Source organism: Kutzneria buriramensis, assembly GCF_003387475.1.
Taxonomy (GTDB): domain Bacteria; phylum Actinomycetota; class Actinomycetes; order Mycobacteriales; family Pseudonocardiaceae; genus Kutzneria; species Kutzneria buriramensis.
In genome coordinates this window covers 17,063-41,976 of the sequence record NZ_QUNO01000011.1, presented here as the reverse complement: position 1 = coordinate 41,976, position 24,914 = coordinate 17,063, and the positions used below count along the sequence as shown (strand labels likewise).

Annotated in this window: 27 protein-coding genes; 13 read left to right on the top strand and 14 right to left on the bottom strand. The window is 70.1% G+C overall.

The genetic code is table 11. From position 1 onward, the window contains the following. Positions 1 to 22 precede the first annotated feature (22 nt). Positions 23 to 1,099 (top strand): molybdopterin-dependent oxidoreductase, encoded by a 1,077-nt coding sequence (locus tag BCF44_RS30025; RefSeq protein ID WP_379799705.1) that lies wholly within the window; start codon positions 23 to 25, stop codon positions 1,097 to 1,099. Then, positions 1,096 to 1,491 (top strand): hypothetical protein, encoded by a 396-nt coding sequence (locus BCF44_RS30020; protein ID WP_116177792.1) that lies wholly within the window; start codon positions 1,096 to 1,098, stop codon positions 1,489 to 1,491. The genes BCF44_RS30025 and BCF44_RS30020 overlap by 4 nt, the downstream gene beginning before the upstream one ends. Before the next feature lie 158 nt (positions 1,492 to 1,649). Here BCF44_RS30020 and BCF44_RS30015 read toward each other — a convergent pair whose 3' ends face one another. The 4 genes from BCF44_RS30015 to BCF44_RS30000 form a co-directional block, all read right to left on the bottom strand. Next, positions 1,650 to 3,218, bottom strand: a complete 1,569-nt coding sequence (locus tag BCF44_RS30015; RefSeq protein WP_116178077.1) for a S1C family serine protease — start codon at positions 3,216 to 3,218, stop codon at positions 1,650 to 1,652. 70 nt (positions 3,219 to 3,288) lie between these two features. Further along, positions 3,289 to 4,371 (bottom strand): galactose-1-phosphate uridylyltransferase, encoded by a 1,083-nt coding sequence (gene galT, locus BCF44_RS30010; RefSeq protein WP_116178076.1) that lies wholly within the window; start codon positions 4,369 to 4,371, stop codon positions 3,289 to 3,291. A 20-nt stretch (positions 4,372 to 4,391) separates the two neighbouring features. Continuing rightward, positions 4,392 to 5,198, bottom strand: coding sequence for a DeoR/GlpR family DNA-binding transcription regulator (locus tag BCF44_RS30005; RefSeq protein ID WP_116177791.1), 807 nt, complete (start codon positions 5,196 to 5,198; stop codon positions 4,392 to 4,394). A gap of 1 nt (position 5,199) precedes the next feature. Next, entirely contained in the window at positions 5,200 to 7,191 is a 1,992-nt protein-coding gene (locus tag BCF44_RS30000; RefSeq protein WP_211353289.1) for a beta-galactosidase, read from the bottom strand. A gap of 228 nt (positions 7,192 to 7,419) precedes the next feature. On the opposite strand from BCF44_RS30000, the gene BCF44_RS29995 reads away from it, so the two are divergent. Genes BCF44_RS29995 through BCF44_RS29985 form a run of 3 tightly spaced genes read left to right on the top strand, consistent with a single transcriptional unit; the run spans position 7,420 to position 10,633 of the window. Beyond that, positions 7,420 to 8,739: an ABC transporter substrate-binding protein gene (locus BCF44_RS29995; RefSeq protein ID WP_116177789.1), complete on the top strand. Its 1,320-nt coding sequence runs from the start codon at positions 7,420 to 7,422 to the stop codon at positions 8,737 to 8,739. Positions 8,740 to 8,747: 8 nt separating this feature from the next. Further along, complete coding sequence (locus tag BCF44_RS29990) at positions 8,748 to 9,713, top strand: carbohydrate ABC transporter permease (protein WP_116177788.1); 966 nt, start codon at positions 8,748 to 8,750, stop codon at positions 9,711 to 9,713. After that, positions 9,710 to 10,633, top strand: coding sequence for a carbohydrate ABC transporter permease (locus BCF44_RS29985; RefSeq protein ID WP_116177787.1), 924 nt, complete (start codon positions 9,710 to 9,712; stop codon positions 10,631 to 10,633). The genes BCF44_RS29990 and BCF44_RS29985 overlap by 4 nt, the downstream gene beginning before the upstream one ends. Positions 10,634 to 10,813: 180 nt before the next feature. On the opposite strand, the gene BCF44_RS29980 is transcribed toward BCF44_RS29985, so the two are convergent. Together BCF44_RS29980 and BCF44_RS29975 are read right to left on the bottom strand one after the other, a co-directional pair. Then, complete coding sequence (locus tag BCF44_RS29980) at positions 10,814 to 12,196, bottom strand: sensor histidine kinase (protein ID WP_246015733.1); 1,383 nt, start codon at positions 12,194 to 12,196, stop codon at positions 10,814 to 10,816. Further along, positions 12,193 to 12,888, bottom strand: coding sequence for a response regulator transcription factor (locus BCF44_RS29975; RefSeq protein ID WP_116177786.1), 696 nt, complete (start codon positions 12,886 to 12,888; stop codon positions 12,193 to 12,195). Before BCF44_RS29975 ends, BCF44_RS29980 begins: the two co-directional genes overlap by 4 nt. A gap of 144 nt (positions 12,889 to 13,032) precedes the next feature. Between BCF44_RS29975 and BCF44_RS29970 the strand changes: the two genes are divergently transcribed. Beyond that, a complete protein-coding gene (locus BCF44_RS29970) occupies positions 13,033 to 13,530 on the top strand; it encodes a hypothetical protein (RefSeq protein WP_147328692.1) in 498 nt (165 codons plus the stop codon). On the opposite strand, the gene BCF44_RS29965 is transcribed toward BCF44_RS29970, so the two are convergent. Further along, entirely contained in the window at positions 13,460 to 14,071 is a 612-nt protein-coding gene (locus BCF44_RS29965) for a trimeric intracellular cation channel family protein (protein ID WP_116177784.1), read from the bottom strand. The genes BCF44_RS29970 and BCF44_RS29965 overlap by 71 nt on opposite strands. Positions 14,072 to 14,146: 75 nt before the next feature. On the opposite strand from BCF44_RS29965, the gene BCF44_RS29960 reads away from it, so the two are divergent. Then, on the top strand, positions 14,147 to 14,809 hold the full coding sequence (locus tag BCF44_RS29960; protein WP_116177783.1) for a histidine phosphatase family protein: 663 nt from the start codon (positions 14,147 to 14,149) through the stop codon (positions 14,807 to 14,809). 129 nt (positions 14,810 to 14,938) lie between these two features. Here the strand turns inward: BCF44_RS29960 and BCF44_RS29955 are convergent, their stop codons facing one another. The 6 genes from BCF44_RS29955 to mrf all read right to left on the bottom strand — a co-directional run bounded on the left by BCF44_RS29955 (position 14,939) and on the right by mrf (position 20,471). After that, complete coding sequence (locus BCF44_RS29955; RefSeq protein WP_116177782.1) at positions 14,939 to 17,065, bottom strand: bifunctional polysaccharide deacetylase/glycosyltransferase family 2 protein; 2,127 nt, start codon at positions 17,063 to 17,065, stop codon at positions 14,939 to 14,941. Positions 17,066 to 17,078: 13 nt separating this feature from the next. Next, complete coding sequence (locus BCF44_RS54850) at positions 17,079 to 17,510, bottom strand: hypothetical protein (protein WP_147328691.1); 432 nt, start codon at positions 17,508 to 17,510, stop codon at positions 17,079 to 17,081. Between the two features lie 127 nt (positions 17,511 to 17,637). After that, complete coding sequence (locus BCF44_RS29945; protein WP_116177780.1) at positions 17,638 to 18,819, bottom strand: S53 family peptidase; 1,182 nt, start codon at positions 18,817 to 18,819, stop codon at positions 17,638 to 17,640. A gap of 121 nt (positions 18,820 to 18,940) precedes the next feature. Beyond that, the gene (rpmF, locus tag BCF44_RS29940) at positions 18,941 to 19,114 is read right to left on the bottom strand and encodes a 50S ribosomal protein L32 (protein WP_116177779.1); all 174 of its coding nucleotides are present in this window, start codon (positions 19,112 to 19,114) and stop codon (positions 18,941 to 18,943) included. Continuing rightward, entirely contained in the window at positions 19,114 to 19,365 is a 252-nt protein-coding gene (locus tag BCF44_RS29935) for a type B 50S ribosomal protein L31 (protein WP_116177778.1), read from the bottom strand. The genes rpmF and BCF44_RS29935 overlap by 1 nt, the downstream gene beginning before the upstream one ends. Continuing rightward, a complete protein-coding gene (mrf, locus tag BCF44_RS29930) occupies positions 19,362 to 20,471 on the bottom strand; it encodes a ribosome hibernation factor-recruiting GTPase MRF (RefSeq protein ID WP_246015731.1) in 1,110 nt (369 codons plus the stop codon). Before mrf ends, BCF44_RS29935 begins: the two co-directional genes overlap by 4 nt. A gap of 97 nt (positions 20,472 to 20,568) precedes the next feature. Between mrf and rpmB the strand changes: the two genes are divergently transcribed. The 6 genes from rpmB (at position 20,569) to BCF44_RS29900 (ending at position 23,763) form a co-directional block, all read left to right on the top strand. Beyond that, the gene (gene rpmB / locus BCF44_RS29925; RefSeq protein WP_116177776.1) at positions 20,569 to 20,808 is read left to right on the top strand and encodes a 50S ribosomal protein L28; all 240 of its coding nucleotides are present in this window, start codon (positions 20,569 to 20,571) and stop codon (positions 20,806 to 20,808) included. Then, positions 20,808 to 20,972 carry a 50S ribosomal protein L33 gene (gene rpmG / locus BCF44_RS29920; protein ID WP_116177775.1) on the top strand — a complete coding sequence of 55 codons (165 nt, stop codon included), beginning with the start codon at positions 20,808 to 20,810 and terminating at the stop codon, positions 20,970 to 20,972. Before rpmB ends, rpmG begins: the two co-directional genes overlap by 1 nt. Continuing rightward, positions 20,973 to 21,278 (top strand): 30S ribosomal protein S14, encoded by a 306-nt coding sequence (gene rpsN / locus BCF44_RS29915; RefSeq protein ID WP_116177774.1) that lies wholly within the window; start codon positions 20,973 to 20,975, stop codon positions 21,276 to 21,278. Between the two features lie 5 nt (positions 21,279 to 21,283). Continuing rightward, a complete protein-coding gene (gene rpsR, locus BCF44_RS29910; protein WP_170217830.1) occupies positions 21,284 to 21,523 on the top strand; it encodes a 30S ribosomal protein S18 in 240 nt (79 codons plus the stop codon). 53 nt (positions 21,524 to 21,576) lie between these two features. Then, complete coding sequence (gene bluB, locus BCF44_RS29905) at positions 21,577 to 22,212, top strand: 5,6-dimethylbenzimidazole synthase (RefSeq protein ID WP_116177772.1); 636 nt, start codon at positions 21,577 to 21,579, stop codon at positions 22,210 to 22,212. Positions 22,213 to 22,317: 105 nt separating this feature from the next. Continuing rightward, positions 22,318 to 23,763, top strand: a complete 1,446-nt coding sequence (locus BCF44_RS29900; protein WP_246015729.1) for a GGDEF domain-containing protein — start codon at positions 22,318 to 22,320, stop codon at positions 23,761 to 23,763. A gap of 394 nt (positions 23,764 to 24,157) precedes the next feature. Here BCF44_RS29900 and BCF44_RS29895 read toward each other — a convergent pair whose 3' ends face one another. Then, positions 24,158 to 24,805 carry a response regulator gene (locus BCF44_RS29895; RefSeq protein ID WP_116177770.1) on the bottom strand — a complete coding sequence of 216 codons (648 nt, stop codon included), beginning with the start codon at positions 24,803 to 24,805 and terminating at the stop codon, positions 24,158 to 24,160. Positions 24,806 to 24,914 lie beyond the last annotated feature (109 nt).

The window sequence follows — 24,914 nt, the reverse complement described above, 5'->3', positions numbered from 1 at the left end:
GCAGGACAAGGCGTTCGGGCTCCTGAAGTTCAAGAGCCTGGTGCACGATCCGCGGGTCACCTCGCGCGTCGGCACCTGGCTCGGCATCGCCTTCACGATCTGCTTCGTCACCGGCGTGCTCAGCCACTTCATCCAGCACCCCGCCCCCTGGTTCTACTGGCCGAGCCGCCCGATCAACCTGTACCGGATCACGCAGGGCGCGCACGTCATCTCCGGCGTCGCGGCGATTCCGCTGCTCATCGCCAAGCTCTGGACGGTCTACCCGAAGCTGTTCGAACGGCCGGCGGTGAAGTCCCTCCTGCACGCGCTGGAGCGGATCTCCATCCTGGTGCTGGCCGGGGCGGCGTTCTTCGAGCTCGCCACCGGCACGTTCAACGCGGCGCAGAACTATCCGTGGAGCTTCTTCTTCCCCACCGCGCACTACGCGGTCGCCTGGGTGGCCTTCGGTTCGCTGCTGGTGCACATCGCGGTGAAACTGCCGCTGATCCGCGAACACCGCCGCAAGGAGATCGACGTCAGCCGCCGGGCCTTCCTCCGCACCACGTGGCTCACCAGCGGCGTCGCCGTGCTGGTCTTCGGCGGCAGCACGATTCCCTTCCTGCGCAACGTCTCCGCACTGTCGGAACGTTCCAACAACGGCGAGCAGGGGCTGCCGGTCAACCGCACCGCCGCGCAGGCCAATGTCGTCACCGTCGATTCGAGCTGGCGGCTGGAAGTCGCCGGCCCCAACGGCACCACCCTGTTCTCACGGGAACAACTCCAGTCGATGCGGCAGACCACCGCCGCGCTGCCGATCGCGTGCGTCGAGGGCTGGAGCCAGACCGCCACCTGGAGCGGCGTGCCGGTGATGGACCTGCTGAAAGCCGTTGGCGCGCCGGCGGGATCGGCCGTACGGGTCAGCTCCCTGGAACGGGCCGGCCTGTACAACTCGACCACCCTGCCCGGCGTGCACACGTCCGATCCGCTGACGCTGCTCGCGCTTCGGCTGGAGGGCAAGGTGCTCGACCTCGATCACGGCTATCCGTGCCGGATCATCGCCCCGAGCCGGCCGGGCGTGTTGCAGACGAAGTGGGTGCGCCGGCTGGAGGTGATCACGTGAGGATCGTGCTCGGCGTGCTCGGGCTGGCCGCGCTGGCCTTCGGCGCGTGGCTGGCATTCCCGCTGGCCAAGGACATCTTCGCCTGGTTCATCGGGCCGCCCGTCCTCGACGACGCCGTCGTGCTGCCCATCGCCGGCCTGCTCAGCCTGGCCGTCGCGCGATGGACCACCACCGCATGGCGCTGGCCGCTGCACTTCGGCATCGGCTCCACCGCGGTCATCGCCTTCCTCGCCGTCACGGAAGCCTGGCGCCCCTACGGTTTCCCACCGAAACCGGGCCTGCACGACCGCGACTACGTCACCGGCACCCTGATCACGCTGGCGGTGCTGTGGGCGGTCGTGGTGCTCGCGGGATTGCTCCGAACCCGTTCCGCCCGCCGCCGACCGATGTAGCGCGAGGCCCCGCCGGCGCTTCGCCCGGTTGGTGGATTTCGATCGGCCACCACCCACGCACCCACCACAGAGCCGACGTGGCCGATCGAAATCCAGCAAGGGCGAGGCGTCGGCCCCCGAAGGGGCCGAGCCGCGCGAGCGAAGCGAGCGCCAAAAACTCAGTTCTGCACGTTGATCGGGTTGCCGCCCAGGGTGGCCTGGAGCGTCTTGCCGTTGGCCAGGGTCAGCGTCACGGTGTCGCCGGGCGCCTGCGCGTGCACGGCCGCCACCAGCGCGTCGGCGCTGTTGATCACGCGGTCGTTCAGCTTGACGACGACGTCGTTCTGCTTGAGCCCGGCCTTGTCGGCGGCGCCGCCGCCGGTGACGCTGCCGATGAGGGCCCCGGCGGTGCCGTCGGTGGTCTCGTTGACGCCGACGCCGAGCTGGGCCTGGGTGGCCTTGCCGGTCTGGGTGATCTGCTGCGCGGTCCGCTTGGCCTGGTCGATCGGGATGGCGAAGCCGATGCCGACCGAGCCGCCCTGGGCCTGCGCGCTGGAGTTGGGGCTGGAGATCGCCGAGTTCATGCCGATGACCTGGCCCTGCATGTTCACCAGCGGGCCGCCGGAGTTGCCGGGGTTGATCGCGGCGTCGGTCTGGATGGCGTCCAGCACGGTGTCCTGCTGCTGGCTGGGCTGCTGTTGCTGCTGCTGCCCGCCGCCCAGCCCGCCACCGCCGAGGCCGCCGCCGCCACGGCCGCCCTGGCCCTGGCCCTGCCCCTGGTCCAGCTCGTCGCCGACGTTGACCGGCCGGTGCAGCGACGACACGATGCCGGTGGTCACGGTGCCGGCCAGGTCGAACGGCGAGCCGATGGCCACCACCTGCTGGCCGATCTGGAGGTTGCTGGAGCTGCCGATGGTGGCGGTGGGCAGGCCGGTGACGTTCTGCGCCTTGACCACCGCGACGTCGGTCGTGGGGTCCCGGCCGATGATCTTGGCCGATGCCGTCTTGCCGTTCTGGAAGTCGACCTCGATCTGGCCGCCGCCGATGGCGGAGGCGATCACGTGGTTGTTGGTGATGATCTCGCCGTCGGAGGAGACGATGAAGCCGGAGCCCTCGCCCTCCTGGGTCTTGATCTCGACGACGGTCGGCAGCACCTTGTTGGCCACGTCGGTCACCGAGCCCGGCGCCACGTTGGACGCGTTCTGGGTCGGTGTGTTGGTGAACAGTGAGTTGTAGCTGCCGGCGCCGTTGGCGGCGGCCAGGTAGCCGCCGACCGCACCGGCGCCGCCGCCGACCAGCAGCGCGAGCACGGCGACGCCGACCACCAGCTTGGTGCGGGTGGGCTTGCGCGGCGTGGTGTAGACGCCGTGCGGCTGGTCCATCGTCAGGACGTGCGGGTTCGCGCCGGGCGGCACCTGGGCGTAGCCGGGCTGCGCGAACGCCGCCGTCGGCTGGTACCCGGGCTGCTGTTGGGGCCCGCCGACGGGCTGCGCGGCACCCTGCTGCCACGGCGGCCCGGCCGGCGGTTCCTGACCCGACAGGCCCTGCTCCTGCACGGGTCGCTCCTGGCCCTGGGGAGCCCAGGGGTTCCACACGGGCGCACCCGGGTCGGCGGCGGTCGGCTGGGCGGCCGGCTGCGGGGTCGCCTCAGGCTGCGCCGCCGGGTTGTGCTGCTGGGCCGCCTGCTCGGCGGGCTGCTCGGGCCGCTCCGGCGTGGGCCCGGCGGCACCCGGGTTGTTCTCCGTCATGGCCATAACTGTGCCGGGTGAGCCTGAGAGCGACCTGAGACCATCCTGGGGGTGTTGTGAGGAATCCCCCTCAGATTGCCCTCAACCTCTCAGCTACCTGTTCGGGCGCGGTGTCGTTGATCCACACGGCCATGCCCGACTCCGAGCCGGCCAGGTACTTCAGCTTGTCCGCGGTGCGCAGCACCGAGAACACCTCCAGGTGCAGCCAGGCCAGGTCACGTCCGGTGCGCACCGGCGCCTGGTGCCAGGCCGCGATGTAGGGCAGCGGCTTGTTGTAGAGGCCGTCCAGCCGGCGCAGCACCTCCAGGTACAGCGTGGCGAAGTCGTCACGCTCCACTTCGGACAACGCGGGCAGATCGGGCACCTGTCGGTGCGGCACCACATGCACCTCGACCGGCCAGCGCGCGGCCGAGGGCACGAACGCGGTCCAGTGGTCGGACGACGCCACGACCCGGGTGCCGGCGGCGCGCTCCGCGGCCAGCACGTCGCCGAGCACGTGCGTGCCGTGCGCCGCCCGGTACTCCGCGGCGACCTCCAGCATGCGCGAGGTTTTCGGCGTGACGAACGGGTACCCGTAGATCTGCCCGTGCGGGTGGCTCAGGGTGACGCCGATCTCCTCGCCCCGGTTCTCGAACGGGAAGACCTGCTCCACGCCGGGCAGCCTGCCGAACGCCTCGGTGCGGTCCGCCCACGCGTCCACCACGGTCCGCACCCGGCGCGGCGTCAGCGCGCCGAAGGAGCTGTTGTGGTCGGAGGTGAAGCAGACGACCTCGCAGCGGCCCCGGCCGGGCCCCCGCGCCACCATCGGCATGCCGTCCACAGTGGACGGCACGTCCGGCACCGACTCCGCGAAGGACGGGAAGCGGTTCTCGAACACCACCACGTCGTAGCTGGACTCGGGCACCTCGGTGGGCCGCCCCGGCGAGGTCGGGCACAGCGGGCACAGGTCGGCCGGCGGCTTGTAGGTGCGGGTCTGCCGGTGCGCGGCGATGCCCACCCACTCGCCGGTCAGCGGGTCCCGGCGGACCTCGCTGTGCGGCGCCTGCTCGGGCAGGTCACGGGTGTCGACGGCGACGCGCTCCGGCGCGTCCGGGGTGTCGTCGAAGTAGATGATCTCGCGGCCGTCCGCCAACCTCCTTGACGTGCGCCGGATGCTGCTGGTGGATGCCTCGGTCACGCACCGACTCCCTGTTCCTGTCCCTGCTTCGGTGGATCGGCCAGCCGCAGCTCGCCGACGCTCTCGCCCAACACCTGCCGCGCCTGCTCGGACAGGCCGCCGTCGCTGACTAACACGTCGGCCTCGTCGAGATCGGCGATGGTGGAGATGCCGACCGTGCCCCACTTGGTGCTGTCCGCCACGACGACCACGCGGCCGGCGGCGTCCACCAGGGCGCGGTTGGTCTCGCTCTCGTTCAGGTTGGGGGTGGTGAAGCCGGCGCGCGGGGCCATCCCGTGCACGCCGAGGAAGACCACGTCCAGGTGCAGCGAGCGCAGCGCCTGCACGGCGACCGGGCCGACCAGCGCGTCCGACGGCGTGCGCACGCCGCCGGTGAGCACCACGGTGCGGTCGGTGCGGCCGCGCTGCTGCAGCACGTCGGCGACGCGGATGGAGTTGGTGACGACGGTCAGGTCCGGCACGTCGTCGAGGAAGCGGGCCATCGTCCAGGTGGTGGTGCCGGCGGACAGGCCGATCGCGGTGCCGGGGCGGACCAGGTCCGCGGCCAGCCGCGCGATCGCCTCCTTCTCCGGCAGCTGCCGCACCGACTTGGCCTCGAAGCCGGGCTCGTCGGTGCTGCGGCCGCCGACCGTGGTCGCGCCGCCGTAAACCTTTTCCAGCAGTCCCCTGCCGGCCAGCACGTCGAGGTCGCGGCGGACCGTCATGTCCGAGACCCCGAGCCGGACCACCAGATCGGAGACCTTGACGGCCCCGATCCGCCGGATCTCCTCCAGGATCACCGCTTGCCGCTGCCGTGCGAGCACCTCACACCTCCCGGACCACGGCGACCCCGCCCGCCGGGACCGGCAGACCGCCGGACGTTTCGAGACCGGAGATCAGTTCCACGCCTTCCACCGGCAGGACCACGTCCGCGCCGGTGTGGTTGATCGCCACCAGCCAGGATATCCGCTCGCCCCGCCGCCGCACGACTTCCACCCCGGCCGGGGCGGGCGCGACCTGCGTGACGCCGGCCCGCTGGAGCGCGTCGGCGAACACCGTGACGGCGCTGTCGGCGTCCAGTGTGGTGGCCAGGTACCAGGCCAGGCCCTCGCCGAATTCGTTGCGGGTCACCGCCGGCGACCCGGGCAGCGGTCCATCCACATAGGACGCCACCACCTCGCAGCCGTTGGGGTGCACCAACTCCGACCAGTTCGAGGCGAACAGCCCGCCGGTCAGCGCAACGTTGTGGCCGGGCGGCAGCGGGAAGAACTCCTCCACCCTTACGCCGAGCAGCTCACGGAACGCGCCCGGGTAGCCACCCAGCCGGACCCGGTTGTTCTCGTCGGCGATGCCGGAGAACCAGGTCACCACCGCGTGACCGCCCGAGCGCACATAGTCCTCCAGCCAGCGCGCCTCGGCGTCGGTCACCTGATAGAGCGCCGGCACCACGACCAGCCGGTAGCGGCAAAGATCACTCGACGGTGGCACGACGTCCACCGTGACGCCGGACTGCCACAGCGCCCGGTACACGCCCAGCACCGTCTCGTAGTAGTCGAAGTCGGAGGTGGGATGGGCCGGCTGCTCGGCCGCCCAGGCCGACTCGAAGTCGTGCACGATCGCCACCCGCGCGTCCACAGTGGACCCGACCAGCTCGGAAAGCCGTTGGTACTCCTCGCCGACCTGCGTCACCTCGCGGAACACCTTGGTGTCCTCGCCGGCGTGCGGCAGCATCGCGGAGTGGAAGCGCTCGGCGCCGGCCTGGGACTGCCGCCACTGGAAGAACAGCGTGCCGTCGGCGCCGCGGGCCAGGTGCGAGTACGAGTTGCGGCGCATTTCGCCGGCTGGCTTGGCGAAGTTGCGCGGCTGCCAGTTCACTGCCGAGGTGGACTGCTCCATCAGCAGCCACGGCTCGCCGCGCGACAGCCCGCGCACGAGGTCCGCGGACAGCGCCAGCTCGATGTGGCGCTCCGGGTCGTCGGCGCGGGTGTAGTGGTCGTTGGAGACGAAGTCGACCTCGGCCGCCCAGTGCCAGTAGTTCAGCGCCTTGAACGTCCAGTTGGCCATGAAGTTCGTGGTGACGGGGATGTCCGGGGTGACGTCCTTGAGCACGTCCCGCTCAGCACAGAACAGGTCCAGCAGCGCGTCGGAGCAGAACCGCGCAAAGTCCAACACCTGCCCCGGATTCTGGAAGGTCGGCGTCACCCGCGGCGGCAGCACCTGGTCCCAGGACGAGTAGTGCTGGGACCAGAAGTCCGTGCCCCAGGCCCGGTTCAGGCCGTCCAGGTCGTAGCGGGCGCGCAGCCAGTCCCGGAACACCTCGGCGCACCGGTCGCAGTAGCAGCGCGACACGTGGCAGCCGTACTCGTTGTTGACGTGCCAGGCGGCCAGCGCCGGGTGCTCCCCGTAGCGCAGCGCGATCTTCTCGGTCAGCGCGATCGCCCGGTCGCGGTACACCGGCGAGGTCGGGCAGTACTCCTGCCGTGACCCGTGTGAGAGCCGCACGCCGTCCGCGCGGACCGGCAGCATGTCCGGGTTGGCCCGGGTCAGCCAGGGCGGCGGGGAGGCGGTCGCGTTGGCCAGGCAGACCCGGATGCCGCCCTCGTGCAGCTGGTCGAGCACCTGGTCCAGCCAGCCGAAGTCGAACCGGTTGTCGGCCACCTCCAGCCGGGCCCAGGCGAAGATGCCGACGCTGACCAGGTTGACCCCGGCCCGCTTCATCAGCTCCACGTCGTGGGTCCAGACGTGCTCCGGCCACTGCTCGGGGTTGTAGTCACCACCCCAGCAGGGACCCGGCAGTCCGGTCGGCCATCCGGTCACGGCAAGAGCGTGGACTACACACCCACCAAACGTCAACACACTCAAACAGGCTACGACTTGATAACTGTTAGCTGGGTCACCCATGTGAACCCACTGAGCGGACCGTTCCCACTGCTCTACAGGGAGCAACCAGGCCAAACTGGGACTTGACATCTGTTGTGACGGGTACAACATTGTGCGCAACTTTGTTTGAGTCCGTTGGTTCACACTCGACACGGGAGGGGCCCGATGGCGCGCCCAAGACCAGGCCAACTGCCCACATTCGACCGGCGGTCGGCGCTCAAGGTGCTGCTCGCGGGCGCCGGTCTCGCGGCCGTGCCCGGCCTCGCGGCCTGCGGCTCCGGCGGCTCGACCGGGGGCGCGAGCTCCAACACCGTCACGTTCGGCTCGAACGGCTCGGACGCCAAGCCGAAGCAGGCCTACCAGGCCGTCCTGGACGCGTTCGCCAAGCAGTCCGGCGGCCTGACGGCCAAGGTGAACACGCAGGACCACCAGGCGTTCCAGCAGAACATCAACAGCTACCTCCAGGGCACGCCGGACGACGTGTTCACCTGGTTCGCCGGCTACCGGATGCAGTTCTTCGCCAACAAGAAGCTGCTCAGCCCGATCGACGACGTCTGGGACAAGATCGGCGCCAACTTCCCGCAGGCCGTCAAGGACCTGTCGAAGAACCCCGCGGACGGGCACTACTACTTCGTGCCGATCTACAACTACCCGTGGGGCGTGTTCTACCGGAAGAGCCTGTTCCAGGCGAAGGGCTACGAGGTCCCGAAGACCTTCGACGACCTCATCAACCTGGCCAAGAAGATGCAGGGCGACGGCCTGTCGCCGTTCGTGCAGGGCTTCGGCGGCGGCGAGAGCTGGATGCTGCTGGGCACGTTCGACTACCTGAACATGCGCACCAACGGCTACCAGTTCCACATGGACCTCATGCACGGCAAGGAGTCCTGGACCGACCCGAAGGTCAAGTCCGCCATGGACTCCTGGAAGCGCATGCTGCCCTACTACCAGGCGGGCGCCTCCAGCAAGAAGTGGGAGGACGCGTCGGCCGCGCTGGTGAACAAGACCGGCGGCATGATGGTGATCGGCATGTTCGTGGGCCAGTCCTTCACCAACCAGTCCGACTACGAGGACCTGGACTTCTTCGCCTTCCCGGAGATCAACTCCCAGTACGGCACCGACGCCGTCGAGGCGCCGATGGACGGCTTCCTGCTGTCGAAGAACCCGAAGAACCCGGACGGCGCCAAGAAGCTGCTGGAGTACCTGGGCACCGCCGAGGCGGAGAACACCTACCTGTCGATCGACGCCTCCAACCTGGCCGTCAACGAGAAGGCCGACACCAGCAAGTACGGGACGCTCCAGCAGAAGGCGGTCAAGTTCGTCGCCGACGCCAAGCAGCTGTCCCAGTTCGGCGACCGCGACAGCGACCCGGGCTTCATCCAGAACGTCGTCGAGCCGGCGTTCGCGCAGTTCGTGCAGAGCCCGAACAACTCCGACTCGCTGCTCACCCAGATCCAGTCGCAGAAGTCGCAGTACTTCCAGTCCTGAGGTAGGCCATGACCGTCATCACCGACGCGGCCGAGAACGTGGCTGGAGCCGGCGTGTCCGGCTCCGGCCGCGTTCGGCGGTTGACCGGCGGGGACAAGATCGTGCTCGGCCTGATGGTCGGCGTCCCCACTTTGCTGCACGTGGCGCTGGTGTGGGTGCCGACCCTGGTGTCGATCCTGCTGTCGTTCAGCCAGTGGGACGGCATCGGCGGGCTGGCCACGATCAAGTGGGTCGGCGTCCAGAACTACACCACGATGTTCACGGTGTCGCCGACCTTCTGGCCGGCGGTCCAGCACAACATCATCTGGCTGGTGTTCTTCGTGCTGCTGCCGACCCCGTTCGGCATGTTCCTGGCCTACCAGCTGGACAAGAGCATCCGGTTCACCCGCTTCTACCAGACCGCGATCTTCCTGCCGGTGGTCATCTCGGCGGCGGTGACCGGGTTCATCTGGCAGACGATCTACGACCCGGACAACGGCCTGGTCAACAGCATCCTGGGCACCAACAAGCCGGGGACGTCGTACATCGAGTGGCTGGGCGACTCGCACCTGAACCTGTGGGCCGTGCTGGTCGCGGCCAGCTGGCGACAGGCCGCGTACATCATGATCCTGTACCTGGCCGGCCTGAAGGGCTTCGACCCGGCGCTGCGCGAGGCGGCGGCGCTGGACGGCGCGACCGAGTGGCAGGCGTTCACGCGGGTCACGTTCCCGGCGCTGCGGCCGATCAACATCATCATCCTGGTGGTGACGATCATCGAGTCGCTGCGCGCGTTCGACCTGGTGTACGTGGTCGCCGGCACCAACGGCACCAAGCCGGGGCTGGAGCTGCTGTCCATCCTGATCGCCAACAACATCCTCGGCGAGTCCAGCCTGGTCGGCTACGGCTCGGCGCTGGCCGTGGTGCTGCTGGTGATCTCGCTGGTGCCGATCGTGTCGTACGTGTTCCAGACCTTCCGGAAGGACCAGCAGGCATGACCGCCGTCGCAGAAGTCACGGCCGCGGCGGCGTCCCGGCCGGCCCCGGTGCAGCGGCGCAAGCGGGTCCGCCCCGCCCGCGTCGTGCTGCACGTGTTCCTGGCCGTGACCGCGCTGGTGTGGCTGGTTCCGTTGGTGTGGGCCGTCTACACGTCGCTGCGCACGTTCGCGGACACCTCGGCCCACGGCTACTTCTCGCTGGCCAGCTCGTTGACGTTCGAGAACTACGAGAACGCCTGGGAGCAGGCGGGGCTGCCGCAGTACTTCCTCAACTCGGTGATCATCACCGTCCCGGCCGTGCTGGTGACGCTGCTGTTCTCCGCGTCGGTGGCGTTCTTCGTGTCGCGGTTCAACTTCAAGGTGAACCTGTTCCTGCTGATGCTGTTCACCGCGGGCAACCTGCTGCCGCCGCAGGTCATCATCACGCCGCTGTTCCGGATGTACCTGCTGATCCCGTTGCCGGACTGGCTGTCCAACGGCTCGGGGCTGATGTACAACTCGTTCCTCGGCGTGATCCTGATCCACGTGGCGTTCCAGAGCGGGTTCTGCACCTTCGTGCTCAGCAACTACATGAAGACGATCCCGCACGAGCTGACCGAGGCCGCCCTGGTCGACGGGGCGTCGGTGTTCCGCCAGTTCTGGCAGATCATCCTGCCGCTGTGCCGGCCCGCCTTCGCCGCGCTGGCCACCCTGCTGACCATCTGGATCTACAACGACTTCTTCTGGGGATTGGTGCTGTTCGAGACGGGCGCGGACCGCCCGATCACCTCGGCCATCGCCAGCCTCCAGGGCCAGTACTTCAGCAACCAGAACCTGATCGCGGCCGGCGCCCTCATGACCGCCATCCCCACCCTGGTCATCTACCTGGCCCTGCAACGCCAGTTCGTCAGCGGCCTCACCCTCGGCGCCAACAAGGGCTGAGTTCCCCGATCGCCGGCCGGGACGGGTTCTCACTGTGGCGGCGGGTCAACCCGCCCCGGCCGGTTCACCCGTTCAACCCCCGCGAGTCGCGCTCTCAGGCACACCGAATGTAGATCTCAGGCATGTGCCCGAAACCCACATTCGGTGTGCTCCAGAGCGCGACTCGCGGGGGTTTGGGGGTCAGGCGGGGCTGGGGCGGCCGGGGAGGCGCATGGTCATCAACGCGCCGCCTTCCGGCGCCCGGCCGGCGTAGGCGCGACCGCCGTGCCGTTCCGCCGCCTGCGCCACGATCGCCAGCCCCAGGCCCGATCCCGGCAGCGTCCGAGCCTCCGACGACCGGTAGAACCGCTCGAACACGTGCGGCAGGTCCGCCTCCGCGATCCCCGGCCCGCTGTCGGCGACCTCGATCACCAGAGTCCCGTCCCCCAGCGGCTTCATCTCCAGCCGCACCACACCGTCGGCCGGCGTGAACTTCACCGCGTTGTCGAGCAGGTTCAGCACCGCCCGCTCCAACGCGTGCGCCTCGCCCAGCAGGTACCACGGCTGCAAGCTCACCAGGAACTGCTGCCCGGCGGCCCGCCGCCGGGCCCGGTCCAGCGCCCGCTCGACCAGTTCCACCATGTCCACCGGCTCGTGCACGGCCTGCGGCACGTCTTCCCGGGCCAGCTCGACCAGATCCCCGATCAGGGTCGTCATCTCGGCGATCTGCGCCTGCACGTCGTCGTAGATCTCGCGCCGGTCCTCCGCCGACAGCGTCGGCGCGCCCGGCTTCTCCGACGCCAGCAGCAGCTCCAGGTTGGTACGCAAGGACGTCAGCGGCGTCCGCAGCTCGTGCCCCGCGTCTCCCACCAGCCGTCGCTGCCGCTCCTGCGACTCGGCCAGCGCCCCGAGCATGCTGTTGAAGCTCGTGGTGAGCAACGCGAGTTCATCGTCACCGGTGACCGGAATCGGCCGCAGGTCGCCCGTCGCCGTGACGTGCTCGGTCGCCTGGCGCAGCCGCGTCACCGGCCGCAAACCGCCTTGCGCCACCGCCGTGCCCGCCAGCGCGGCGACGAGCACCCCGCCGATACCGACGAACACCAGCACCAGCGCCAGCTTGCTCAGCAGGTTCTGGGTCGGCTTCAACGACTGGGCGACGATCAGCGCGTAGCCCGGGAACACGTTGCAGACCATCACCTGGTTGCTGCTGCTGGTGTCGTTGCGCGGCTGCGTGCAGCCCTCCCGGTGCAGGTAGGACTGCTCGGTCGGGGTGAGCTTGGGCAGTTGCAGGTGGTCGTTGTTGGTGGCCACCAGGCCGGTGTCGGCGAACTCGGCGACCAGCAGGTCCTCCGGTCCGACCGGCAGCAGCTTGGTGCCGGGGCTGGCCTGTTGGATCGTGTTCACCGCGTTGCTCGCGGTGGCCTGGACGGACACCGTGACCTGGCTGTACAGGTTGCTGCTGACCACCATGAACGCGCCGACCGAGGCCAGCGCCACCGCGCCGGCGACGCAGATCGCCGTGAGCAGGATCACCCGGGACCGCAGCGAGACATTGCGCTTGCCCTCGACGCGGGGCTGGGTCACGGAGGGGTCTCCCTGAGCACGTAGCCAACTCCGCGCACCGTGTGCAACAGCCGCGGCTCGCCGTCGGCCTCGGTCTTTCGCCGCAAGTAGCCGACGTAGACCTCCAGTGCGTTCCCGGAGGTCGGGAAGTCGTAGCCCCATACGTCCTCCAGGATCCGGCCCCTGGTGAGGACCTGCTTGGGGTGGGCGAGGAACAGTTCGAGCAGGCTGAACTCGGTGCGGGTGAGGCTGATCGGCCGCTCGCCGCGGCGCACGTCGCGGGTGCCCGGGTCCAGCTCGAGGTCGGCGAAGCGCATCACCGTCGCCGGGGCGCCGGCCGCCGCGTCGTCGGCGGCCGCCCGCCGCAGCAGGGCCCGCAGGCGGGCCAGCAGCTCCTCCAGCGCGAACGGCTTGGGCAGGTAGTCGTCGGCGCCGGCGTCCAGGCCGGCGACCCGGTCGGACACCGCGTCACGGGCCGTGAGCACGAGAATAGGCAGGTCGTCGCCGGTGCCTCGGAGTCGTCGGCACACCTCCAGGCCGTCCAGGCGGGGCATCATGACGTCGAGGACCATCGCGTCGGGACGTTGCGCTGTCACTGCCTCCAGTGCTTGCTGACCGTCACCGGCCAGCTCGACCTGGTAGCCGTTGAACTGCAGCGAGCGACGCAGCGACTCGCGCACGGCCCGGTCGTCGTCCACTACGAGGATGCGCATGGACGAAGTGTCACCTGCCGGCCTGAGAGGTGCCTGAGAGGGGCCCAAGGACAGGCACAATTTCCCCGACCGAGTGACGGCACCCTCGACTACCGACCGTGACGACTTGACCTCGACATAACTCGAGGTCCGATGCTGTGCGGCATGGACCTGGCCCGCCCCGACGTCGAGGGGATCGTGATCCGCACCTGGCGGACCGACGACCAGCGGCGCGCCGCCGAGGGCGCCGTGAATACGTGGCGATCACGCCCCTGGCCTGCGGATTGTCTGACCCGCGCCGTCCTGCTCGGCGCGGACGGCCAGCTCGTCCTGCACTACGAGCAGTGGTCCAGCCACCAGCTCGGCTACCGCCTCGTGCACGCCGAGCCGGCCGAGGCGACCGCGCCGGAGGTGCTGATCGTCTCGTTCGGCGTGAGCAAGGTCGCCCGGCAGCGCCGGCTCGTCGACGTGATGCGTGCTCATGTCACGCCCGGGACCTACCTGCACGCCAGCACCGACGGCACCGGCGTGCTGGCCTGGACCACCCGCGACACCTGGCGGGAGCTCGACGAGCTGCCGTGGGTCGAGCGGCTCAGCTCGCAGCGGTTCCACCCGCACGCGGAACTGGCGCATTCCAGTGCCGCCACAGCGCGATCAGCCTGATCGCCACCACCAGCGCCGAGCCGAGCACCGTGCCCCACACGTCCGGCAGGCCGAGCCACGCCGCGATCGGCACCACCACCGCGCCGGCCAGCGCCGCCACCGCGTAGATCTCCTTGCGCAGCACCATCGGTATCTCGCGGAGCAGGACGTCCCGGATCGCGCCGCCGCCGATGCCCACCGTCATGCCGATCAGGCACGCCGTGTACGCCGGCACATGGTTCTGTAGCGCCGTTGTCGTGCCGGCCGTCACGAACACGCCCAGGCCCACCGCGTCGGCGAGCAGCACCGCCCGGCGCAGACGGGCAACCTGTGGGTGGAAGAAGAACACCGCGACGCCCGTCACCGCCGCCGTGAGCAGATAGGGCCAGCTACGCAGCGTGGTCGGCGGGTGGATGCCGAGCAGCACGTCCCGGATGATGCCGCCGCCCAGCGCCGTCGTCAGGCCCAGCACGACCACGCCGAACAGGTCCAACTTGGCGCGCACCGCCGCGAGCGCCCCCGACGCGGCGAAGGCGACTAGACCGATCAGCTCAATGACCACGGTTGCGCAGCGTACGGGTCCTACCGAGGGTAGAGGGGGAATGCGCCGGTTGGAGCGGACCGCAGAATAGGAGGTATGCGGATCATCCTGGTACGGCACGGGGAGAGCCTCGGCAATGTGGACGAGCTGGCGTACTGCCGGATTCCCGACCACGCGCTGCCGCTGACCCAGCAGGGAGAGCAGCAGGCCGCCGACACCGCGCCCGCGATCAGGGCCCTGCTGGCGCCCGGGCCGATCGCCACCTATGTGAGCCCGTACCTGCGTACCCGGCAGACCCTCGAGCTGCTCAACGTGCGCGACCTGACCGAGCGGCTCGTCGCCGAGCCGCGGCTGCGTGAGCAGGACTGGGGCAACCTCCAGGATCCCGTCGAGCAGGAGGTGCAGAAGCGGCTCCGGCACGAGTTCGGGCACTTCTTCTACCGGCTCCCGCACGGCGAGTCCGGCGCCGACGTCGACGACCGCGTCGCCAGCTTCCTCGCCGAGCTGGAACTGCGGATGCTCCAGGAGCCCCGACACCCGCACACCGTGCTCGTCGTTTCCCACGGCCTGGCCATGCGTCTGCTCTGCCGGCGGCTGTTCTCGTGGAGCATCGAACTGTTCGAGTCGCTGTCCAATCCCGGGCACTGCGAGTACCGGGTGCTGGAGCGGGACGGCGACGGGGACTGGACCATCGACCGCCCGTTCGGCCAATGGCGCCAGTCCCCCGACGGCTCCACCCAGAAGACCTCGGTCCGCTAGCTCGGCGGCGGTCTCCACATCCCGATCCCACCCCACAGCGGGCCCGCCCGAGCTACTTCCCGCTTATCCCGGTCCTTTTCTTTCCCGGCCACGCCCAGCTCGCACGCACCGAGGCACGCCGCTGGGCCCTCATCTCCGCTCGGCGAGGTCTCGGCCTTCGCCGCCGGTCGAGGGCATCGACAGTCCGGTGCGCGCCAGTTTGTGCCAGGGCAGCCGCGCGCCTGCCAACGCCGTCATCACCGATTGCAGCACGACCAGGTACATCAGCTGCCGGTACACGAACTGCTGGAGCGGCAGCACCAGCAGCGGCCCGAGCCGCTCGCGGTCCAGGCGGAAGGCGATGACCGCCGGAATCACCTGCATGGCGAGGAAGACCAGCCAGTACACGAGGGCGGACACCCAGTCCCCGGTGACGACACCGAAGACGGCTGCCACGTCCACGAACGGTCCGAGCACGGGCAGGGCCACCTGGAACAGCAACAGGTACGGGATGCCGCGGCGGCCGAGCCGGCCGGCGGCTCCACGCTCGACGACCGCCCGGCGGTGCTTCCAGACCGCCTGCAACGTGCCGTAGCACCAGCGGTAGCGCTGCTTCCACAGCTGGCCGAGCGTGCTCGGGGCCTCGGTCCAGGCCAGCGCCTGCTGCTCGTAGACGACCCGCCAGCCGTCCCGCTCCATGGCCATGGTGAGGTCGGTGTCCTCGGCGAGGGTGTCGGTGGGGATGCCGCCGAGCCGGATCACGGCCTCCCGGCGGAAGGCGCCGATCGCCCCCGGCACCGTGGGCATGCACTCCAGCACGTCGTACATCCGCCGGTCGAGGTTGAAGCCGATGACGTACTCGATGTGCTGCCACCGGCCGAGCAGACCGGCCCGGTTGCCGACCTTGGCGTTGCCCGACACGGCGCCGACGCGTGGATCGGCAAAGTGGCCGACCACGGTCCGCACGGTGCCGCGTTCGAGCACGGTGTCGCCGTCCACCAACACGACCAGTTCTGTGCGCGCCGCCGCCAGGCCCGTGTTCAGCGCCGCCGGCTTGCCGCCGTTGGCCTGCCGGATCAGCACGACCCTGGGCAGATTCAGCCGCTCGACGACCTCGGCCGTGCCGTCGGTGGAACCGTCGTCCACGACGATCACCCAGACCGGGTGGTCGGAGGCGAGCACCGAGCGCACGGTGGCCTCGATGCCCTCCTTCTCGTTGTACGCGGGAACGATCACCGTCACCGGCTCCGCGGGCACCCACTGCGGACGGTCCCGCGTGCGCCGGACGTGAACCGCGGTGGCGATCAGCACGAGGACGGTGCGCAGCACGGCGAGCGCGCTGGCGACCAGCAGGAAGCCACGCAGAACCGTGGTGAGCCAGTCGCTGAGCTGCACGGCGGCGACCAGGAGCCAGCCGCCGAACGCGGTCTGCGGCTCGGCCGTCGCGGTGGTGTCGCCGATGCCGACCGCGTGGCTCACGGTGTCCAGCTGCCAACCGGCGGCCCGCATCGCCGGCACGAACCGGTCCAGGGCCGCGACGGTCTGGGACCGGTCCCCGCCGGCGTCGTGCATCAGCAGCACGGCGCCGTGCGCGTCCTTCGGCGTCGCGTTGGCGATGATCTTGTCGACCCCGGGCCGCTGCCAGTCCTCGGAGTCCAGATCGGACAGCACGACCAGCCGGCCGTCGGCGCCCAGCCGACGCACCGACTGCCAGGCCAGGTCGTCCACCGAGTCGGGCGTGGCCGAGTAGGGCGGCCGCACCAGCGACGTGGCGATGTCCGCAGCGCCGGCCAGGGCCAGATCGGTGGCGTGCAGTTCGACAGCGGTGCGCGTCGAACCGGCGTCGCGCAGGTCGGTGTGCGTGGCGGTGTGATTGCCGATCTCGTCGCCGTGGGCGAGGATCTCGTGGATCAGGCCGGGATACTGGGCAGCGTGTGCCCCGGTGACGAAAAACGTGGCGTGCACCTGGTAGCGGTCCAACACGGTCAGCACTTTCGGCGTCCACATTGGATCCGGCCCGTCATCGAAGGTCAGCGCCAGCGTGTGGTCACGCGGGCCGCGCGTGACCGGCGTCGCTCCTCGTGCGTCGATGACCGCTTGGCCGGTGCGCACGGCCGCCGGCACGGCGTCTACGGGCCCTTGCGGTGTCGACTCGTCCGCATGGAACTCGCCGAGTACCAGGGCGTGCAGCGTCAGCAGCGCCGCGGTCACCACCAGCAGCACGGCGAGCAACATCCAGTGCGCCCGCGGCGGCGGGGTGCGATGGTGCGTCGCCAACGTCGATTCCTTGCTAGGGGCTCGGCGCGGTGGTGTCGGTGTGTTTGGTCCGGCCGGGCGGTGTGGTCGGGGCGTGCGAGTTGCGGTTGCTGGAGGTCGTCGTTGTCGTCGCAGTCGTGACCACCGCCTGGGTGGTCGTACTGGTCAGCGACGGCGAGGCCGTTGGTGTTACACCCGTGGTCGTGGCCGCCGCGCCGCCGGCCGGCTGCACCTGGTGGCCCGGCGTGTCGTCGGCGGTCGACGTGGTCGTGGTCGCCGGTGCCGCCGGCAGGGGCAGCAGCGCCGACGGTGGGATCGGGGCGCCGGAAAGCGCGGCACACAACAAGATCGTGTAAGTCGCCAGCACCGCGCAGGCGCCGATGGCGACCCGGCGGACGACGCGCCGGCGGCGTCCGCTGGGGTCGACGAAGACAGGTCTGTCGGGCAGATCGCTGGGGGGTGGCATTCTCTGACTCCGTTGGGGGCGGCCCACCCTAAGCCATCGCGATCGGTTTGCCGAACATCTCACGCACGGTCATCCGGTGGCTACTCCGACGGGCCGGCCGCGTCGCGGCCGGCCCGTCGGAGTCCAATCAGAACGCGCCGGTTCCGTTGGGAGTGCCCAATCCGGTGGGTCCGTCGTACCCGGCGACGGCGGTGCACAGGTAGGTGCCACCGCAGCTTCCGTTGCTGCCGCCCGACACGTCGTACAGCGACGAGGTGTGGCTGTAGATCGAGGACGCGTAGGTCAGCGAGGAGGCGTTGCCCGCCAAGGCGTAGATCGAACCGATGATCGGCGAGGCGACACTGGTGCCACCGAACACCAGCCAGCCCTTGCTCCCCTGGTAGGACGTGCTGTCGTAGACCGCGACACCAGTGTTGGGGTCGGCGACCGCGCTCACGTCGGCGACCGTCCGCCTGGCACAGCCGGAATCGGCCTGCCACGACGGCTTGGTGACGTAGCCCGAGCAGCCGCTGCCGGCGCCGCTCCACGCGGTTTCGCTCCAGCCACGGGAATTGCTCGCCTTGGCCAGGCTGGTGCCGCCGACCGCGGTGACGTAGCGGGACGCGGCCGGGAACTCGACGCCGTAGCCGCCGTCACCCGAGCTGGCCGTGATGGCCACGCCGGGGTGGTTGTAGTAGGTGCTTTCCGAGCTGGTCTCCGAGGAGGACTCACTTCCGCCGTAGCTGTTGCTCACCGCGTTCGCGCCGAGGCTGACGGCGGTGTTCACCGCCTTGCCGAGGTTGGTCAGCGACGCGCTGCTCGCCTCGACGAGCAGGACGTTGCACTTCGGGCAGACCGCCGAGGCCATGTCCAGGTCGAGCGAGATCTCCTGCGCCCAGCCCCCGTTGATGCGCGGGTAGCTGGTGCCGCCGCTCTGGTTGGATTTGGCGAAGCACGCGGTGGTGCTGCCCTTGATCGTCGACGGCGTGCAGGATGCCAGCGCGGCGATGCCGAACTGGGCGCGGTAGACGTTGACATCGGCGAACGCGGTCGGGTCGTCGTAGGCGTCGACGATGGCGATGGTCTGACCCGCGCCCGCGGTCGTCGAGGTGGTGAGGTTGTACGCCGACCGCAGGTCGGACGGCCCGAAGCCGGACGGAGTCGCGTTGGGCGTGACGCGGTCGCTCAGCCACGCCTCGCAGGCGGCCTGACCGGCGGCGGGCCGGTCGCACACCCGGTGTGCGGAGTGCGCGCCGACCGCGCCGAAGGCCGTTCCCGTCAGGGACATCGCCAGCGCCAGGCCGGCCAGCAGGGATAATGTTCTACGCAAAGCGGACCTCCACTTTGGCAGGGACCGGGCTCGCTGAACCCGGCGTGTCCGCAATCGTCCATCCCGATCGGACAGTTGTCAGCTCTGGACCGATACCGGGGGTTTCAACCAACCGGCGTCGTCACTGTTGATGCGGTCGGAGGAAGCCCCGACGGTACGCCGGGACCAGAGCGCGTGGCACGAGGATCCGGCGGCCGTCGACGACGATGGACACCAGCTCGGGCGCGGTGGCCTTCCACCGGGACCGGCGGTGCCGGGTGTTGCTGCGCGACGTCCGGCGCTTGGGGACGGCCATCAGCGGGTCCTCTTTCCGTAGCGGCGGTTGAACTTCTCGACTCGGCCGGCGGTGTCGACGAGGCGTTGCGCCCCGGTCCAGAAGGGGTGCGAGTCGGCGGTGATGTCGACGACCAGCAGCGGGTAGGTGTTGCCGTCGCTCCACTCGACGGTGCGGTCCGAGGTGGCGGTCGACCGGGTCAGGAACGCCGTCCCGGTCGAGGAGTCCTGGAACACCACGGGGTGGTAGTCGGGGTGAATGCCCTTCTTCATCGCAGTTCGTCCTCACGGTCGGTGAACAGGAAGGGGTCGCGGTAGCCGTCCCGGGCGGACAGTCCGGCCGCGAGTTCGGCGTCGGTGACGAGGGCGTCACGCAGCGCAGCCGCGATCTCGGCGTGGTCGGCACCGTCGGTGAGCACGACGATCTCGTTGCCACGGTCGCCGTAGTACGGGTCCCAGTTCAGGGCGGCCATGGCGCGACGGTCGTCGTCGACGCCGGACCAGTCGTCGACGGCCGCGAGCCACGGTCCGGCGTGGCCGATCTGCAACCCGCCGCCGGCGGATTCGAGCCACAGCGCGATATCGGGGCGGCTGGCGAGCCAGAACCGGCCTCGGGTGCGCACAATGCCGTCTAGCAGCACGTCGATGTTCGCGTGGAATCGTTCGGGGTGAAACGGTCGGCGTTCACTGAACAGCAAGAGCTCGAAACCGTCCTCGCGGTGCAGCGGCGGCTCACCGCGCAGCAGCGGCCCGTGCGCACTGTCGGGCCGGCCACGCCGGGCGTTCACGGGCAGATCCGACAGCCATTCGACGCCGCCGAGCGGCACGCGCAGGGCGGTCGGCGCGAGCCGCCGGAACGCGGCGTCCAGCCGTCCGGCCGGGCCGGTGAGCACGAGGACGTCGGCGAACTCGGCCTGGCCGACGGCGACCTGGGCCAGGGTGCGCTCGTCGTCGGCACTGCCACCAAGTCCGCATTCGTGCATCGAGGCGTCACCAGTGGCGCTTTCGAGCCACCGCTCGTGGTCGACGGCGGTGACCACGGCCTGCACCCGCGACCGGTCCAGCGCCCAGCAGATGGGCTCCGGCTCCATCCGCGGGTCGAGGTGCAGCACGATCCGGCTGACGTCGTCCCACTGGGACAGACGCTCGACCAGCGGCAGCAGGTCCTCGCGCAGCGTGCACGACACGCAGCCGTGCCCCAGCTCCAGCACGGTCCAGGTGTCCTCGCCGCGGTGCCGCAGCCGGCGCCGCACCACCCCCTCGGTCACGCGGCACAGGTCGTGGTGCACCACGGCGGCGTCGCCGCCGGCCAGTTCGTCGGCGACCCGTTCGGCCGCCGCGGCCGCCAGGCCCCCGACCAGCACGATCGGTACGGACACGAGCCCTCCAGTTGAGAACGATTTCCATCTTCGGTAGCGCCAGGCTACCCTGCCACGGGAATATTTGAAAACGAATGTCGTTACAAGGAGGTGCAGCATGGCCAAGCGTTGCCAGGTGACCGGCAGCGTCCCGGGCTACGGCAAGCAGGTGTCGCACTCGCACCGGCGGACCTCCCGCCGCTGGGAGCCGAACCTGCAACACCGCCGCTACTGGGTGCCGTCGAGGCGGCGCTGGGTGACGCTGCGACTGTCCGCCAAGGCGATCAAGACCATCGACCGCAAGGGGATCGACGCGGTCCTGGCCGGGATGGGTGTTCTTGCCCGGAAGGAGTTCTAATGGCTCGCAACGAGGTTCGACCGATCGTGAAGCTGCGTTCCACGGCGGGCACCGGCTTCACCTACGTCACGCGCAAGAACCGCCGCAACGACCCGGACCGCCTGGTGCTGCGCAAGTTCGACCCGGTGGCCCGCAAGCACGTCGACTTCCGCGAGGAGCGCTGAATGGCGAAGAAGTCCAAGATCGCCAAGGACGCGCGGCGCCGGGAGACGGTGGCCCGCCACGCACAGCGGCGGGCCGCGCTGAAGCTCGTCGTCTCCTCCCCGACGGCGAGCCAGGCCGAGCGCGAGGCCGCCGCGCTCGGCCTGCAGAAGCTGCCCCGCGACGCCAGCCCCACCCGGCTGCGCAACCGGGACGTGGTGGACGGACGCCCGCGCGGCTTCTTCCGCAAGTTCGGGTTGTCCCGGCTGCGCCTGCGTGAAGCGGCGCATCGCGGCGAGCTGCCCGGCGTCAGCAAGTCGAGTTGGTGAGGACGATGCCGAGGACCGACCGACGCCCGCCGCGGCGCAAGGTGAACCTGCTCCGTCGCGAGGGCGTGACCCGAGTGGACTGGAAGGACGCCGCGCTGCTGCGCAAGTTCATCTCAGACCGCGGCAAGATCCGCTCCCGCCGCGTGACCGGGCTGACCCCGCAGGAGCAGCGCGAGGTCGCCACCGCCATCAAGAACGCGCGTGAAATGGCGCTCTTGCCCTATCCGGGGCCTTCGCCGCGCTGAGATTGGTCACATGCGCTTCCTACTTGACCGTTGACGTCAAGTAGGAAGCGCATGTGCATCCTCTCTACGACGTGCTGTACCGCCGCCGCGACACCCGGCGCGAGTTCACCGGCGAGCCGATCGAGCCCGCCGCACTGGAGCGCGTGCTGCGGGCCGCGCACGCGGCGCCGAGCGTCGGGCTCTCCCAGCCCTGGGACTTCGTCCTCGTCTCGGACGATCACGTGCGGCGCGAGTTCCGCGACCACGTGCTGGCCGAGCGGCGCGTGTTCGAGGCGTCGCTGGACCCCGAACGGGCCACGGTGTTCGACCGGATCAAGATCGAGGGTGTGCTGGAGTCCAGCCTGGGCGTCGTCGTCTGCTACGACCCCGAGCGCGGCTCGCCCGCGGTGCTCGGCCGGCACGCGATCGCCGACGCCGGCCTGTATTCGGTGTGCCTGGCCATCGAGAACCTGTGGCTGGCGGCGACCGCGGAGGGCCTGGGCGTGGGCTGGGTGAGCTTCTACCGTGAGGACTTCCTGCGCCGGCTGCTCGGCGTGCCGGTCGGCGTCCGCCCGGTGGCGTGGCTCTGCCTCGGCGGGGTACGTGACCTGCCCGATGTTCCCGATCTGGAGCGACACGGTTGGCGCGAACGGTTGCCACTCGATGACGTTGTCCACCATGAGCGGTACGGTCAGCGGCCAGGCCGGTAGCCTGACCCGAGTCGAAACGGCAGCGGAAGAGCAGGGGACGTCGAGGGCCCAGTGGAGCAGGACGATTCGCTCGTAGGGGGACAGCTCCCGCAGCAGGATCAGCGCGTGCGCCTGCTGCTCAACGCTGGCCGCCTCGCGGAGGCGAACACCCTCTTCGAGCAAACCGTTTCTCGCGGCCCGACCAGCGCCGACCGGTGGGCCCGGTCCTATCTGCTCGTGCACCGGGCGACGATGGCGTGGCGGCTGCGGCGCATTCCGCTCGCGCTCGAACTGGCCGCCGAGGGCTGGACCGAGATGGACTCCGAGCGGCCGAGCGGGCTGCTCGCCGCCCGCGCCCTGGGACAGCTCGGCTACCTGTTGGAGGGCATCGGGCATCGGCGGGCGTCCCTCGACATCACCCGCCTCGCCCTGCACGTGGCGCGGGAGGCCGGCGACCCGTCGACGCTCGCGCAGTGCCTCCAGCGGCTCGGCGGCACGTTGAACTTCCGGGCCATCGACGGCAAGCCCGTCAACGCGCACGAGATCTTCGGCGAGGCGCGGCAGCATCTGGCCGAGGGCCTGTCGCTGGTCGGCCGGGACGACGCGATGTACTGGCCGCTGCTCGGCGCGTACGCCCGTTCGCTGGCCGGGACCGGCGACCTGGACCTGGCCGCGCGGCACGCCGCCGAGGTGTTGGCCGAGGGCCTGGAGCGGGACGAGCTGTGGTCGGTGTCCGTCGGCAACTGGGTGCTCGCCTGCGTACACAGCACGCTGGGCGAGCACGAGCAGGCACGGACGTTGGGCAGTCGGGCCGTGCAGGCCGCCGAGAAGATCAACGACACCTCGCTGCTGCTGCGGTTCTCCCTCGACCTGGCGGACATCTGCGCGGCGATGGAGGACGAGGTCGGTGAGGCCGCGGCGCTGCGGTGCAGCGTCAGCGCGAGTCGGACCGCCACCGAGACGTTGCAGGAGGGCCTCGGGCAGGCGCTGGAGCAGCGTCGGCTGGCCGTGCAGGCCCAGAAGCTGGCGATGGCCGCACAGGAGGCCGCCGCGCGGGATCCGCTGACGGGGCTGGCGAACCGGCTCGGGCTGGAGCGCAGCGCGCAGGACCTGTTGGAGGGCACTGCCTCAAAGGGCAAGGTGCCGTGGCTGGTGCTGGTCGACGTCGACTGGTTCAAGGACGTCAACGACGACGCCGGGCACGCCGCCGGCGACGCCGCGCTGCGGGAGATCGCCCGGCTGCTGCGGCGGGAGTGTCGCAGCGGGGACCTGGTCGCGCGGTGGGCCGGTGACGAGTTCGTTGTGCTGCTGGGGGATGCCGGGCCGGGGGCCGATGTCGGGCCGGCGGTTGCGGAGCGCATCCGGGCCGCCGTCGACCAACACGACTGGCGGATCGTGCTCGGCACCGCGCGACGACCCACGGTGTCCATCGGCGTCGCGGGCGGGCCGGCGAAGCTGGATCAGCTCTTCGCCGCCGCGGACATCGCGCTGTACCGGGCCAAGCGGCAGGGCCGCAACCGCGTCGAGGTGCACGAGACCATGGCCCGACTGGGCGAGCTCAGCGAAAGCTGATGTGCCGTCACATGCGGTCCGCTCGAGCACATTGAGCCGTTCGGCCGCCGTTTGTCCACAGGTGGCGCCGAATTGTGCGCAGGACCCGCGTTGTCCACAGGTGAGCCCGTTTCAAGATCAACCAACGGGGTGGGCGGGTAGACTGGAGCTGGGACGCCACCCCGGGATCGGGTGGGGGCTGCTTTTCGTGCTGAATGGGGCGGCACGATCTCGATGATCATGCGGTGGCCGAGAACGGTGATCGCCAAGAGTTGCCCCCTGATCATGCGGAAGCCCGGATGATCGGTGGTCGTGCGGCTCGCACCGGACTCGCGTGATGGTCATGAACCCGCTGGTCCGCGCGCACGAAAGTGCCGTTCCGGCATCGGGCGCCGGAACGGAGCTGAGAAGGCCGTCAGGCGATGAGGCCGCCGCGGTAAGCCACCAGCGCGGCCTGCACGCGGTTCACGGCGCCGATCTTGCCCAGCACGGACGACACATACCCCTTGACGGTCGCCTCCGACAGGTGCAGCGCGCCGCCGATCTCGGCGTTGGACATGCCCTGGCCGATGAGCTGGAGCACCTCCCGCTCCCGCTCGGACAGCGACGTCAGCAGCCGACGCGCGGGCTCGGCGGCCCGTTCGCCGTCGGCGACGGCGGCGAGCACCCGGGCGGCGACGCCGGGGTCGAGCACGGCCCCGCCGCGCGCGAGGTCGCGGACGGCCTTCACGAGCTGCTCGGGCTCGGTGTCCTTGAGCAGGAAGCCGCTCGCCCCCAGTCGCAGCGCCTCGGACACGTACTCGTCGACGTCGAAGGTGGTGAGCATGGCGACCCGCGGCGGCTCGGGCAGCGTGCGCAGCCGGCGCAGCGCGACGAGCCCGTCGGCCGAGCGCATGCGCACGTCCAGCAGCACGACGTGCGGCCGGTGCTGCCGCGCGAGGTCGGCGACGAGCAGGCCGTCGTCGCACTCGGCGACCACCTCGATGTCGCCGGCGCTGCCGAGAATCATCCTGAGGCCGGACCGGACGAGATCTTCGTCGTCGGCCAGCATCACCTTGATCACCGGATGCCTCCCCGATTCGGCGCTGCGTGCTCGCATTAGCCAAGCATCACTCATCTTGACGCAACCACGGGTTACCGCGGTGTTATCTCATCATGTGGCCCCGAGTTTG

Bases quoted from the DNA above. Each gene is read 5' to 3' on its own strand.
- BCF44_RS29985 (WP_116177787.1), top strand. From the start codon at position 9,710: ATGACCGCCGTCGCAGAAGTCACGGCCGCGGCGGCGTCCCGGCCGGCC.
- BCF44_RS29960 (WP_116177783.1), top strand. From the start codon at position 14,147: ATGCGGATCATCCTGGTACGGCACGGGGAGAGCCTCGGCAATGTGGAC.
- BCF44_RS29990 (WP_116177788.1), top strand. From the start codon at position 8,748: ATGACCGTCATCACCGACGCGGCCGAGAACGTGGCTGGAGCCGGCGTG.
- BCF44_RS29935 (WP_116177778.1), bottom strand. From the start codon at position 19,365: ATGAAGAAGGGCATTCACCCCGACTACCACCCCGTGGTGTTCCAGGAC.
- rpsN (WP_116177774.1), top strand. From the start codon at position 20,973: ATGGCGAAGAAGTCCAAGATCGCCAAGGACGCGCGGCGCCGGGAGACG.
- BCF44_RS29975 (WP_116177786.1), bottom strand. From the start codon at position 12,888: ATGCGCATCCTCGTAGTGGACGACGACCGGGCCGTGCGCGAGTCGCTG.
- rpmG (WP_116177775.1), top strand. From the start codon at position 20,808: ATGGCTCGCAACGAGGTTCGACCGATCGTGAAGCTGCGTTCCACGGCG.
- rpmF (WP_116177779.1), bottom strand. From the start codon at position 19,114: ATGGCCGTCCCCAAGCGCCGGACGTCGCGCAGCAACACCCGGCACCGC.
- BCF44_RS29970 (WP_147328692.1), top strand. From the start codon at position 13,033: ATGGACCTGGCCCGCCCCGACGTCGAGGGGATCGTGATCCGCACCTGG.
- rpmB (WP_116177776.1), top strand. From the start codon at position 20,569: ATGGCCAAGCGTTGCCAGGTGACCGGCAGCGTCCCGGGCTACGGCAAG.
- BCF44_RS54850 (WP_147328691.1), bottom strand. From the start codon at position 17,510: ATGCCACCCCCCAGCGATCTGCCCGACAGACCTGTCTTCGTCGACCCC.
- rpsR (WP_170217830.1), top strand. From the start codon at position 21,284: ATGCCGAGGACCGACCGACGCCCGCCGCGGCGCAAGGTGAACCTGCTC.
- BCF44_RS30015 (WP_116178077.1), bottom strand. From the start codon at position 3,218: ATGACGGAGAACAACCCGGGTGCCGCCGGGCCCACGCCGGAGCGGCCC.
- BCF44_RS29995 (WP_116177789.1), top strand. From the start codon at position 7,420: ATGGCGCGCCCAAGACCAGGCCAACTGCCCACATTCGACCGGCGGTCG.